General features: G+C 64.5%; 12 protein-coding genes. 11 read left to right on the top strand and 1 reads right to left on the bottom strand.

The features are described from left to right. The first annotated feature begins 197 nt into the window (after window positions 1-197). Entirely contained in the window at window positions 198-692 is a 495-nt protein-coding gene (locus AA309_RS09085; protein ID WP_047188667.1) for a DUF302 domain-containing protein, read from the top strand. Between the two features lie 244 nt (window positions 693-936). Here the strand turns inward: AA309_RS09085 and AA309_RS09080 are convergent, their stop codons facing one another. Then, complete coding sequence (locus AA309_RS09080; RefSeq protein ID WP_150117460.1) at window positions 937-1347, bottom strand: hypothetical protein; 411 nt, start codon at window positions 1345-1347, stop codon at window positions 937-939. Window positions 1348-1581: 234 nt separating this feature from the next. Between AA309_RS09080 and AA309_RS09075 the strand changes: the two genes are divergently transcribed. The 10 genes from AA309_RS09075 (at window position 1582) to fabI (ending at window position 13103) form a co-directional block, all read left to right on the top strand. Continuing rightward, complete coding sequence (locus AA309_RS09075) at window positions 1582-2688, top strand: AraC family transcriptional regulator (protein ID WP_052954592.1); 1107 nt, start codon at window positions 1582-1584, stop codon at window positions 2686-2688. Window positions 2689-2845: 157 nt separating this feature from the next. Continuing rightward, complete coding sequence (locus AA309_RS09070; RefSeq protein ID WP_047188665.1) at window positions 2846-3658, top strand: DUF2092 domain-containing protein; 813 nt, start codon at window positions 2846-2848, stop codon at window positions 3656-3658. After that, window positions 3655-3957, top strand: coding sequence for a hypothetical protein (locus AA309_RS09065; protein WP_047188664.1), 303 nt, complete (start codon window positions 3655-3657; stop codon window positions 3955-3957). The genes AA309_RS09070 and AA309_RS09065 overlap by 4 nt, the downstream gene beginning before the upstream one ends. Before the next feature lie 22 nt (window positions 3958-3979). Beyond that, the gene (locus tag AA309_RS09060; protein ID WP_244470304.1) at window positions 3980-6157 is read left to right on the top strand and encodes a mechanosensitive ion channel family protein; all 2178 of its coding nucleotides are present in this window, start codon (window positions 3980-3982) and stop codon (window positions 6155-6157) included. 123 nt (window positions 6158-6280) lie between these two features. Then, window positions 6281-6685 carry a helix-turn-helix domain-containing protein gene (locus AA309_RS09055; protein ID WP_150117459.1) on the top strand — a complete coding sequence of 135 codons (405 nt, stop codon included), beginning with the start codon at window positions 6281-6283 and terminating at the stop codon, window positions 6683-6685. 449 nt (window positions 6686-7134) lie between these two features. Then, window positions 7135-8115, top strand: a complete 981-nt coding sequence (locus AA309_RS09050; RefSeq protein ID WP_047188663.1) for a phosphate acetyltransferase — start codon at window positions 7135-7137, stop codon at window positions 8113-8115. 3 nt (window positions 8116-8118) lie between these two features. Continuing rightward, window positions 8119-9327, top strand: coding sequence for an acetate/propionate family kinase (locus AA309_RS09045; RefSeq protein WP_047188662.1), 1209 nt, complete (start codon window positions 8119-8121; stop codon window positions 9325-9327). Window positions 9328-9344: 17 nt separating this feature from the next. Next, complete coding sequence (locus tag AA309_RS09040; protein WP_047188661.1) at window positions 9345-9854, top strand: hypothetical protein; 510 nt, start codon at window positions 9345-9347, stop codon at window positions 9852-9854. Window positions 9855-9882: 28 nt separating this feature from the next. Continuing rightward, the gene (locus tag AA309_RS09035; RefSeq protein WP_052954590.1) at window positions 9883-12300 is read left to right on the top strand and encodes a DUF3141 domain-containing protein; all 2418 of its coding nucleotides are present in this window, start codon (window positions 9883-9885) and stop codon (window positions 12298-12300) included. Then, the gene (gene fabI, locus AA309_RS09030) at window positions 12297-13103 is read left to right on the top strand and encodes an enoyl-ACP reductase FabI (protein WP_150117458.1); all 807 of its coding nucleotides are present in this window, start codon (window positions 12297-12299) and stop codon (window positions 13101-13103) included. Before AA309_RS09035 ends, fabI begins: the two co-directional genes overlap by 4 nt. Window positions 13104-13105 lie beyond the last annotated feature (2 nt).

Genomic DNA, 13105 nt, shown 5'->3' with positions numbered 1-13105 from the left:
GGGCGGCTATGACGGCGGCACGGCTGTGAGCGCCTGCGACTATGTGTGGAGCTTCCCTCTTCTCGCATGCTCGCGCCGGCGATAGCTGACGGGTATCGATTTGGGAGCTACTCGGTATTTCAACATGCAGGCGACCTTCTTCATGCTGCTGCCATGGCTCACGCGCGGTGCGTGGGCGGCAACCGAAGGAGTGCCCAATGGCTACCCGCATTGCAGATCTATGTGCCGCTGCCCTGATCCCCTTCGCGCTCGCTCTTTCCCCCGTCACAACAAGAGCGGAGGACTCCAGTCAGCAGACCCTTGAGAACGGCATTGTGAAGGTGAAAAGCGCCTATCAGTTCAATGAAACCATCGACCGGATCAAGCAGAATGTCAGCGCAAAGGGCATCATGTTCTTCTTCGCCGTCGACCAGTCGAAGCTCGCTTCTGATGCAGGAATCAAACTGAGACCATCGACCCTTCTGGTGTTCGGCAATCCTGCGCTCGGCTCGCAGTTCATCACCTCGAACCCGAATGTTGGCATTGACTGGCCAGTGCGGCTGCTGATCTCGGAAGATGAGAATGGCACAGTGTGGACGGTCTATAATGATTTCCAGTACATCGCCCGGCGCCACGGCATCACGGACCGGGACGCGGCCTTCCAGAAGGCCTCGGAGGTGATCGCGTCGATCACCTCTAGCGTCGCTAAGTAAGGCAGAAACACGGCCGCTGCACTCGGCCCTTCTCCAATCCGAACAGCTGACAGGAATGACCGCTCCTGGCACGAGGCGGACCTAAGCCCGAGGGCAGCAATCCTGCCCTAAGCAGACGTTGCAAAATGGCACGAGAACTTCAGTACCTGACTCTTAGCAGTCCTCCAACTGCTCAGGGGATAGAAGTTCTGCAGGTAGCGTCAGGATGGAATTCTTCGCTAGATTCGGCAGCGTGGGAGACCCTTCAGTTCTTCCTCGCGACCGTCAGGCCGCGCCTCCGCCGACGACGGGATCCGCTGCCGCCACAACGCCAGCAGGAATGACCCGACCATTTGGACGAGCCCATAGGCCAGCACCGCCGTAACCGGGATGGGCTGGCGAAACCGCCGGCTGCGATCACTAGGCCAAGGCCGACATTGCGGATCGAGGTTGTGAAGGCCACCGCTTCACGGTCCCCGCTCCACCGACCGCCGGCAACCCACCCGGCCCCAAGGCTGGCGCCGAGCAGAGTCAGCATGGCCAGGATACCACCGGGCCGAACGCCGAGCCCGCTGGCAAGCATCGTTTCGATCAAGGTGACGGCGACGAGAAGACTGATGAGCTGGTCCAGGCTCATCCGCAGCCCCTCCGTGATCTGCCGCGTCCCGGACCTCACTCCGGCCTCCGCAGGAGCTCGATGATTGCGCTGACCTGACGGCCGGCTTGACGCTTCAAGACAGGCCTTTGACCAGACGGGACAGCGGCAGGGAAAAGAGCGGGCATTTTTCGTGATTGGGCCTCAATTGCCGATTAGCCTATGTTAGCCTGATCCGGTCAGGGCGTTGGCGTTCGAGCGGACCAATTATGCGGTCCCAAGATAGATTTCAGAACTCTGCGAAAGGGCCTGGCGATGACCAACGACATCGGGCCTGCGTCCAAGAGTACGAGTAGAAGTCTCGGACAACGCGTATCAATCTCACCCTCTGTTCTGGCAGGCCCCGGGCGAACCCTTCCGCCCGGCTACATCCATCTAGGGGTTGCCAAGGAGATTGCCCCGGCCCTGCGCGATTTCGACATCGATCCCGATCCGGTTATCCGCGAGGCGGGGCTCGACCCGCATCTGTTCGACGATGGCACGAACGTGATCCCGCATGCTGCCTTGGGCCGACTGCTCAGCCTGAGTGTGACACGCACCCGCTGCCCGCATTTTGGGCTGCTGGTCGGCCAGCGCGCCACGATCTTGTCGCTAGGCATGGTCGGGCGCCTGATGTTGCATTCGGAGACGCTAGGCGACGCCATGCGAGCGCTCGTGTCAAACCTGAGCATACAGAACCGGGGGGCTGTCCCGTCGCTGAGGCTCATCGGAGACACGGCCCTGTTCTCCTTCTCGGTCTACCAGCCCGAGGCCGAGAGCGCGGATCAGATCTCGGACGGATCCCTCGCTGTAGCGCTCAACGCCATACGCGCTCTGTGCGGCCCCGACTGGAACCCGATTGAGGTGCTTTTGCCACGGGCCGCACCAGCAGATCAGGAGCCCTACCGGCGCCACTTCCGGGCTCCCGTCCGATTCAATCAGGAGACAGCTGTCATCGTCCTCCCGACCAGTGATCTGGATCGCCGGATCGCTGGCGCCGATCCCATGGTGCGGGCCCTGCTGGAGGAACGGATCCAGCAGATGAAGGGCGCTCAGGGTTCCGTTCTTTCAGACGATATTCGGCGGCTGCTGCGTACCCGGCTGACGAGCAAGCGCTGCTCTGCGGAGGATATTGCCGACCTGCTGGCAATGCACCGGCGCACCTTGAGCCGCCGCCTCAAAGGCAGCGGGATGGGATACAGGGCGATCACGAACGAAATCCGCTTCGAGATCGCTCGCCAGCTTCTGCAGTATACCGAGGTGCCGCTGGGCCAGATCGCGGCGGCTCTGGGCTATTCCGAGGCCAGCGCCTTCACCCGCGCCTTCCGGCGCTGGTCGGGTCAGACGCCCACCGCCTGGCGTGGTGAAGGCCACCCGGGTTGACGTGCTGGCGGCCAAAATTGTCAAGAGATTGTCCCCACCGGTCAAGCACAGGGTTCCGGCGGGCCTAGAGTGACCGTACCGGCTGTCGATCCGGCAAAGCGCAGTTCGACGCTCCCACGGCTTTGCTCCGGTGGGAAGTTCCAGGGAGGATCACACGATGAACCGACGAATCTGTTCGCGTCCGGGTGTGGCGCTCACGAAATCCGCGTTGGGCCTTCTCGCCGGCATGGCCATCACGGGCGCACTCGCGCCTGCCGCGTGGGCGGAGGACGGTGCTGCTCAGAACATCCTGAAGGCCATGTCAGATTACGTCAGCCGCCAGGAGAATCTGTCACTGAAATACGATGCAGATGTCGAGGTGGTGACCCCGGCCGTCGAGAAGATCCAGTTCAGCGCCTCGGGCGAGGTCACCTTGAGCCGCCCGAACAAGTTCCGCGTCAGCCGCACCGGGGGCTACGCCGATGTCGAACTCATCTCAGATGGGTCCAATGTCACGATCCATGATCGCGGTGGCAACAAGTTTGCCCAGATTCCCGCCACCGGCACGTTCGATGAGGTTGTCGACCGGCTCCGGACCGAGGCCCCGCTCGAACTTCCAGGCGCGGATCTCCTGCTGTCAAAACCCTATGATGAATTGATGGCAGGGGTGCTGGAGGCCAAGCACATCGGTCGCGGCGTGATAGAGGGTGTCGAGTGCGAGCATCTCGCATTCCGTAACCTCGACACTGACTGGCAGATCTGGGTCGAAGTCGGCGAACGGCCGCTTCCCCGCAAATATGTCATAACAAGCAAAGCGGTGGGCGCCGCGCCCCAGTACACGCTGCGGCTTCGGGACTGGCAAACTGGTGTCAGCCCGGCGACGGACGCATTCACGTTCAAGCCGCCGGAAGGCTCCAGCGGGGTTGCGATCACTCTCCTCAAGGACATCGACGAGATCCCATCCGGTGTCGTTCCCGGAGGTGCGAAATGACCATGTCACTCAAATTAGTATCCCGGGCTGCGCCCGCGCTCCTGGCCGGCGGCGCGACTCTCTTCTGGAGCGGTAGCGAGCCTATTCCGTCCGGCTCATTCATCAGCCAGGCGGAGGCGAGGGTGGGTCGCCCCGCGACACCCATGAGCTATGCCGGCGTGGCCCGCCGGACCACTCGCCGGGCCGTGGCCTACGGAACGGCGGCCGGCGCCGCGGCGGCCGGCACATACTACTATGCCGCTCCCGGCTGCCAGCAGGTTGTGAACTCCTACGGCCAGATCGTCTACCGCTGCCCGTAGCCAGCCCTGATTGGAGCGGAGCGTGAAAGCGACACGATTTCGGTCGGTGGCCGGGGCCCTGCGGGGCCTGATGTTCCTGTTCGCGGTTCAGGCCGGGGCCGAACCAGCCTGCGCGCAGACCGCTGCGGCTCCGGCCGCTCCGCCACCCCAAGTCCAGGAGCTTCTCAGGCTCCTGGACGACCCTGCCATCCGGACATGGATCGATCAGCAGCGGCAGCCGGCGGCGTCCCCGAGAGAGCCCACATCCTCCGAGCCGCAAGGCGTGGGTTCCGAGATGCTGGCGACGCGGGTCGAGGCGCTGCGGACGCATCTTGGGTCCCTTGTGGCGGCGGTGCCCCGTTTCCCCCAGGAGGTCGAGCGGGCCGCCGTTCTGTTGTCGCAGGAGCTTCAGAGCCGGTCCCTCCTTGATGTCGTTCTCCTTGTGCTCGGCTTTCTCGGCCTCGGCGCTGGAGCCGAGTGGCTCTTCCGGAAGGCCACGGCCTCCGCGCGCGACCGCAACATCTCCGGTCCGATCGAGACAGCGGCCGAGCGCGTGCGGATGACAGTCTGGCGCCTTGCGTTCGGTCTGGCCCATGTGGCGATCTTCGGGATCGGGAGCATCGGCGCGTTTCTCGTCTTCGATTGGCCGCCGCTGCTCAGGCGGATCGTGCTAGCCTATCTGTTTGCGGCGCTCCTGCTGCGGTTCGCTCTCCTGGGCGGTCGAATCTTGCTCTCGCCCCGGCCGATGGGCCGCCACGATCCTGAAGCTCTGCGCGTCATTCCGATGGCCGATAGGGCGGCCCGGTTCTGGTACCGCCGCTTGGTACTGTTTGTTGGTTGGTTCGCGTTCGGCTGGGCGACTGTCGAACTCGTGCATACCCTCGGGTTCTCGCCCGACGGACGCAGGCTCGTTGCCTACGTCCTGGGGCTCGGTCTTCTGGTGCTGGCGGTCGAGGCCGTTTGGCGATGGCCATCTTCTCCCACCCTTGTGCCAGAGGCGGCTGAGCATCCTCCTCGTCATCATGTCCTTGGGGAGTGGCTGCTGTCGCTCCACCTGGTCCTGCTGTGGGGATTGTGGGTTGCCGGTCTGATAGGGCTGTTCTGGCTTCTGGTCGTCGCCGTTGTGCTGCCTCAGGCAGTGAAGATCACCCAGCGGTCCGCCCGTCACCTTCTGCGGCCGCCGGGGAGCGCGGAGGCCGCCAACCATCACGAGCTGGGTGCCGTTTACCTGGATCGAGGCATCCGGGCGCTCCTGATCGTCGCGGCCGCCCTGTTCCTGGCCCGGGTCTGGAACATTGATCTGGTCGAGCTGACCAGCCGCGACACGGTCGGGACCCGGCTGGTTCGCGGTGCGCTCAGCAGCATTGTTATCCTGCTCGTTGCGGACCTCATCTGGCAGGTCGTGAAGACACACATCGACCGGCGTCTGTCGCGCCTGCAGGCCGAGGCTCCTCCGGGCAGCGAGGCCGCCTTGAGCCAAGCGCGGATCCGGACCTTGCTGCCGATGTTCCGGATGGCCGCCTTCATCGTCTTGGCCGCGGTGGCCGTGCTGATGACACTCTCGTCGCTGGGAGTGGACATTGGCCCCCTGATCGCGGGCGCAGGGATTTTCGGCGTCGCCGTCGGCTTTGGCTCGCAGACGCTGGTCAGGGACGTCATCAGCGGGATTTTCTACCTGCTCGACGACGCTTTCCGGGTTGGCGAGTACATCCAGAGCGGCAGCTATAAGGGCACCGTGGAGAAGCTGGGCTTCCGCTCGGTGAAGCTGCGGCACCATCGCGGTCCAGTCTTCACGATCCCGTATGGGCAGCTTGGGGCAGTCGAGAACATGAGCCGCGACTGGGTCATCGACAAGATGACTATCAACGTCACCTACGATACCGACCTCGACAAGGCGAAGAAGGTCATCAAGCAGGTCGGCAAGGAGCTCGCAGCCGATCCGGAGTTCGCACCCAACCTCATCGAGCCGCTCAAGATGCAGGGCGTGGAGCAGTTCGGCGAGTTCGCCATCCAGCTGCGCATGAAGATGATGACCCGGCCAGGCGAGCAGTTTGTGATCCGTCGCAGGGCGTACGCGATGCTCAAGAAGGCCTTCGACGAGAACGGGATCAGGTTCGCATTTCCCACGGTGCAGGTGGCGGGCCGCGACGAAGCCGAGCCGGCCGCCGCCCGACAAGTGCTCACCCTCGTCAAAGGCAAGCCGCCCGAGGAGGGTGGCTGATCGGGTGCCCCGGATGGCTTCGCCAACCGTCAAGGGGAAGTCCCAAGCGATTAGGCGGGCCGACGGGGAGGGGATGATCGCAGGTCCGGTAGCGCCAAGGTTGCCAGAAAGGGGGAAAGAGCCATGGAGATGCCATCCATCCGCAGGGCCGGGCCGCATTCAGCCAATGGTGCTGGTCCCCTCACCGAGGATCTGCGTCGTGTGCTTCGGATCGAACTGCTCAGGGACACCTGCTCCGCCGCCACGATCGCCCGTCTCTTCTCGATGCACCGCCGCACCTTGAACCGTTACCTGCGCACGGAAGGACACGCGTTCCGGCAGGTGGCCAACGAGATCCGCTTCGAGATCGCGTGCGAACTGCTGCAAAACACCGATATGGGGCTTGGCCAGATTGCGACGGTCTTGCGATACTCCGAGCCGAGCGCCTTCACGCGCGCGTTCCGGCGCTGGTCCGGGCAGCCCCCGTCGGCATGGCGCGCCAGCCATCCCCATGTCCGGAAGGTGCGCCGGCTCCGCAAATTGCGCTGACCTCGCGAGGACGCCGGCTTCGGCCCCCCAGCTGGCCGGACAAACCTTTCTGATCCGGCTGCAGGCAGAGGCGAGCCCTGTGCCGCCTCCAGGACAAGGCCGGATGCTCCCTTGACCTGACCGTCCGGGGCAGGAGCCCTGGTAGGGCTTACCTCTAAAATCATGACGTCACGACACTTTTCCTGCCCGAGGCAGGCAAGTCTTACCGGGGCGGGCGAGGCGGGGGCATCGCACATTCCCCGCAGGGTAGTTCCCGCAGGGAAGTCCTAAACTGTCAAAACAATGGCTCAATGGGTCAAGCAGCGGGATGGGAGCGGCCCATACTTGCATCTGCACACAGGCCGGACGGTCGTGAAACCGGGCATGGGAGGCGCTTCCGCATGCCCCCGCATTCCGGCATCCCCGCGGCCATGGCGAGTGACCATCGGTAGAAGAGCGAGGAGGTCATCATGACGGCTGCGGTTTCAGCGCAAGACGCGCCACAGCACGGCCAGCGGCGGCACGACAAGTACGACCGGCTCGTGGCAACAGCTCAGTCTCTGCCGAAGTTGAAGGTTGCCGTGGCACACCCCTGCGATGCGGCCTCGTTGGGCGCGGTGTTCGAGGCAGTCGAACTCGGTCTGATCGAGCCAATTCTCGTCGGGCCACAGGCCAAGATCGCGGCCGCCGCAGAGGCGCTGGGCAAGGATGTCTCCGCGATGCGCGTTGTCGACGCGCCGCACAGCCATGCGGCGGCGGAAGAAGCCGTCAACTTGGTGCGGTCCGGGCAGGCCGAGGCCCTGATGAAGGGGAGCCTGCATACGGACGAGCTCATGGGGGCGGTGGTTCGCCGTGAGGGCGGCCTGCGCACCGCACGCCGGATCAGCCACTGCTTCGTCATGGACGTACCCGACCATGAGACCGCGCTCATCATCACCGATGCGGCGGTGAACATCGCGCCGACGCTGGAGGACAAGATCCACATCGTCCAGAATGCCATCGATCTCGCCCGGGCGCTGCGGGTCGATCCGGTGCGGGTCGCGATCCTGTCGGCGATGGAGACCGTCAACCCGAAGGTGCCTTCGACCATCGAGGCCGCGGCCTTGTGCAAGATGGCGGACCGCGGCCAGATCACGGGCGGGATCCTCGATGGTCCCCTTGCGCTCGACAACGCCATCGACCTCGGCGCGGCGAAAATCAAGAAGATCCAGTCGCCGGTCGCCGGGCAGGCCAATGTGCTTGTGGTCCCGGATCTCGAGGCCGGCAACATGCTCGCCAAGAGCCTGACCTTTCTGGCCGACGCGGATGCCGCCGGCATCGTGCTCGGCGCCCGCGTGCCGGTCATCCTGACAAGCCGGGCCGACTCGACGATCACCCGGCTGGCCTCCTGTGCCGTGGCCTCGCTCGTGGCCGACGCGCAGCGCAAGCAGCTTTCCGTTCCGGAGGTCTGAGCCATGACACCGGTCCTCATTGTCCTCAATGCAGGGTCATCGAGCCTCAAGTTCCAGGTTTTCGACATGCTGGACGGCGCGGAGCCGCGGCTCGTCTGGAAGGGCCTCTATGAAGGGTTGGGGGGATCGGCGCATTTCCTGGTCAAGGACGCGGGCGGCGCCGTCCTCGACGAGATGACGTGGGACTCCGGCGACTGGTTCGGGCATGAGGAGGCGCTGATGCACCTCGTTTCGTGGTTGAGCCAGTTTCGGGAGGAGCGCAAGCCCGTGGCCATCGGGCATCGGGTCGTTCATGGCGGCGAGGCCTTTTCACGCCCGGTTCTGGTCAACGAGGCCGTCATTCAGAGGCTTGAGGCGCTGGTGCCGCTTGCGCCGTTGCACCAGCCCCACAACCTGGAGCCGATCCGGATCGTTCACCGACGCCTTCCCGGAATGCCCCAGATCGCCTGCTTCGACACGGCCTTTCACCAGACACAATCCGAGATCGCGAGCCTGTTTGCCCTGCCGCGCGAAATGCGTGAGCGCGGCGTGCGGCGCTACGGCTTCCATGGCCTCTCCTACGATTACATCTCGTCCGTGCTCAAGGACTACGATTCACGCCTTGCCGAGGGCAGGGTGGTCGTTGCGCATCTCGGCAACGGCGCGAGCCTTTGCGCCCTTGAAGGAGGCGTCAGCGTCGCGACGACCATGGGCTTCTCCGCCCTCGATGGCCTCCCGATGGGAACCCGCTGTGGCGCCATCGATGCCGGGGTCGTCTTCTTCATGCTCCGGGAAATGAAACTCACGCCGGAAGAGGCCGAGCGCGTGCTCTACACCAAGTCCGGCCTCCTTGGGGTTTCCGGTATCTCGAACGACATGCGGGTTCTGCGGTCGAAAGCGGCGACCGATGTGGACGCAAGGCGCGCTATCGACCTGTTCGTCTACCGCATCACGCGCGAAATCGGCTCGCTCGTGGCTGCGCTGGGCGGCATCGACGGGATCGTCTTCACGGCCGGCATTGGTGAGAACGACGCGGCGACCCGCGCCGAGGTGATCGCCGGCCTCGCCTGGGCCGGGCTCACCCTCGATGAGGCCGCCAACCGCACCGGCGGCCCGCGCATCTCTTCCCAATCCGGGCCCACGGCGTGGGTCATCCCCACCAACGAGGAACTCGTAATCGCCCGGCAGACGCGCAGCATGCTCGGCGCGATGCAAGACAAGCTCGCATCCTGAACAGGGAGGTTGTTGTCATGGAAACGCTGAAGACTAGGCCGGACGAGAAGGGCCAGCAGGAACTCGGGGACGAGACGTTCATGTCGGCCGCCGACCTGCGGACCTACATGACCGAAATGCAGATGGCGAAAGCCAGCAAATCGGTCGAGGGAATGGACCGCGCCGAGAAGGCGCGCCAGGACCTGATCAAGCGGATGGCAGAGCCCATCGACCTGACTCCTGAGCGCCTGAAGGAAATCCTGCAACCGCTGAAGTCGAAGCTGCGGGCAGCGGCGGAGCGCGGGCAGACCGAGCTGATGGTCATGCGCTTCCCCAACGCGCTGTGCACCGACCATGGCCGCGCGATCAACAATTCGGATCCCACCTGGCCCGACACTCTCACCGGACGCCCGCGTCAGGCCTACGAGTTATGGCGTGACCAGCTGAAGAATGCTGGCTTCAGGCTGAGCGCGATGATCATCGAGTGGCCGGGCGGATTGCCGGGCGACGTCGGCTTCTTCCTCAAGTGGGGCGACACCAAGCAGTAATCACGACCTTCATGGGTGGATGACTCCGATGCCAAGAACCGAACCGGCGACCGACAGCAATCACCACAGCCTAGACACGAGGCTGACCGAACTCGGCTGCGTGCAGACGAAGGTCACGGAGGTCTATCAGGAGCGGTGCACCAAGGCCGTGCAGCGTTACCTTGATGCCGTGAAGGCTGCGAGTGAGCCAATGAGAGATGACTCGCACCATTCGGTGCCGCCTTTCGACCTTTGGCGCGACGCCAGCTCCTATTGGCTCGACTTCACCCAGCGCTCGATCCTGTTCTGGGACACACTGCGGCAGCGCGGCAACAACTGGATCGAGCACGAGAAGGCCGGCAAGCCGCCGCTGCTGGCCTTTGACTGGGAGATGATCGCGGACGCCCGCACCTTTGAACGGCCCGTGAACTATGCCCTCGTGCGCATCCTCCCACCGGATGGGATTGAGACCGACCCGGACCGGCGGCCGTTCGTCATCATCGACCCGCGGGCGGGCCACGGGCCCGGCATTGGTGGGTTCAAGCAGGACTCGCAGGTCGGGGTGGCGCTCAAGGCCGGGCATCCGGTCTATTGCGTGATCTTCTTCCCGGAACCGGTGTCCGGACAGACCCTGGCGGATGTTTCCCGCGCCGAGGCCGAGTTTCTCCGCATCGTCGGCGAGCGCCATCCGAAGACCCGCAAGCCCGTCCTGTTCGGCAACTGCCAGGGCGGTTGGGCCTCGATGCTGGTCGGCGCCGTCGAACCGGATCTCGTCGGTCCTATCGTCATCAACGGGGCGCCGATGTCGTATTGGGCCGGCAATGACGGCGAGAACCCGATGCGCTATGCTGGCGGCATTCTCGGCGGCACTTGGCCCGCGCTGTTCGCAAGTGATCTTGGCGCGGGCAAGTTCGACGGGGCCTACCTGGTCGAGAATTTCGAATATCTCAACCCGGCCAACACCTATTTCGACAAGTACTACACGCTCTTCTCGAAGATCGACACCGAGCCGGAGCGCTTCCTGGAGTTCGAGCGCTGGTGGGGCGGCTTCTTCCTGATGAACCGGCAGGAGATCAAGTGGATCGTCGAGAACCTGTTCGTCGGAAACAATCTGGCGGCCGGCGACGCCGAATGGTCCGAGGGACGCGCCTTCGACCTGCGGTCGATCAAGTCGCCGATCATCCTGTTCGCATCGCTTGGCGACAACATCACGCCACCGCAACAGGCCTTCAACTGGGTCGCCGATCTCTATCCGACCACCGAGGCCCTCAAGGCCAACGGACAGGTGATCGTCGGCCTGATGCACAAGAGCGTCGGCCATCTCGGCATCTTCGTCTCAGGCGCTGTCGCCAAGCGTGAGTACACCCAGATCGTCGACCTGATCGACTACATCGAGCATCTCCCGCCGGGGCTCTACGGCATGCAGGTCGAGGAGCAGAAGGCGAACGGGCGCGTTCGCTATGACGTGCTGTTGACCGAGCGACGGATCGAGGACCTGCAGGTTCTGCAGAAATACAGCCGCAAGGATGAGATGCCATTCGAGGCGGTTGAGAGGACCTCGGAGGCGCTTGCTTCCGCCTACGAGACGTTCGTGCACCCGTTCGTGGCGCCCATGGTCACCCCGGCCACGGCCGGGTTCGCCCGGGCGTTCAATCCGCAAAGGGCGCAGCGCTGGGCGGTGTCGGACCTCAATCCCTTCCTGTGGCCGCTCAAGGGCATGGCCGACTTGGCGAGAGCGAATCGGGCGCCGCGCGACAATGACGGCCCGATGGCCATGATGGAGCGCTGGACGGCCGCCGTGACCTCCGCCTCGTGGGACCTCTATCGCGACCTGCGCGATGCGACAGTGGAGAACGCCTTCTTCCGCGCCTACGGTCCGGCCAGCATCGGCATGGCCGCGGAGGAAAGGGAAGCCGTTGCGGAGGAACCCATCGATGTGCGGAATGCTCCGCTGGTCAAGGAGGCGCTGGCGCATATCGCGGAGGGCGACCGGACGGAAGCCATGGTCCGCGCGGCGCTCCTGCTGATGAAGGCCGGCACGGGCCGGCGCAGGCTCTCGACCATGAAACGGGCGCGCGAGCTCGTCGGACGGGAGATCGGCCTCATGGAGATGCCGGCGGAGGCCGCCCGGGAGATCATCCGCGAGCAGTCCTTCATCGTCGACTTCGAACCGGTGAAGGCGCTCACCGCGCTTCCGAAGCTCCTGCGAACCTCTGCGGACCGGCGCAGGCTGCTGGACCTGCTCGACCGTGTAGAGGGCCAGATCGAGGCCAACGAAAAGCAGGTCACCCTGCTCGGCGAGATCCGGCGCCTCCTCGCCGAAGAGGACACAAGCGGCACGGCGAAAGCCGAGCCCATCACGGTGACGCTGGCGGAAAACCCGGCAGAAGTCCGTCCTGAAGCGGTGGCCAAGCAAGCATCCGCCCGTCACGCACGCGACAACCGACGCACGAGGGGAAGCTCATGAACGATCAATCGACAGACCTGACCAAAGTCGCCATCCAGTCGAAGATCCTGCATGGCAAGCGCGCCCTCGTCATCGGCATCGCCAACGAGCATTCGATTGCCTACGGTTGCGCCCGGGTCTTCCGCGAGCTCGGGGCCGACCTTGCGGTCACCTACCTCAACGAGAAGGCCCGGCCCTATGTCGAGCCGCTCGCCATGGAGCTCGGGGCTTCGATCTTTGCACCTTGCGACGTGGCTCACAGCGGCCAGCTCGAGGCCGTGTTCCGGCAGATCCGCGAGACCTGGGGCAGCCTCGACATCGCGCTCCATTCCATCGCCTTCGCCCCGAAGGAGGATCTGCAGGGACGGCTCGTCGACAGTTCCGACGAGGGATTCAAGGTGGCGATGGACATCTCCTGCCATTCGTTTGTCCGCATGGCGCGGCTCGCCGAACCCTTGATGCCCGAGGGCGGGACGCTCCTGGCAATGAGCTATCACGGCGCCAACAAGGTCGTGCCGAACTATAACCTGATGGGCCCCGTGAAGGCGGCGTTGGAGAGCGTCGTCCGTTATCTCGCCTACGAGCTGGGCGACAAGCACATCCGCGTGCATGCCATCTCGCCAGGCCCGCTGAAAACCCGGGCAGCCTCCGGGCTGAAGGACTTCGACGTCCTTCTGTCCGAGGCCATCGAGCGGGCCCCCATCGGCGAGCTGGTCGACATCGACGATGTCGGCCTCACGGCCGCCTACCTGACGACGCCGTTCGCCCGGCGCCTCACTGGGACGACGACCTATGTCGACGGCGGGCTCAGCATCATGGCGTGACG

The organism is Microvirga vignae (assembly GCF_001017175.1).
GTDB classification, from domain to species: Bacteria; Pseudomonadota; Alphaproteobacteria; order Rhizobiales; family Beijerinckiaceae; genus Microvirga; species Microvirga vignae.
This window is presented reverse-complemented; position numbering and strand designations above follow the sequence as displayed.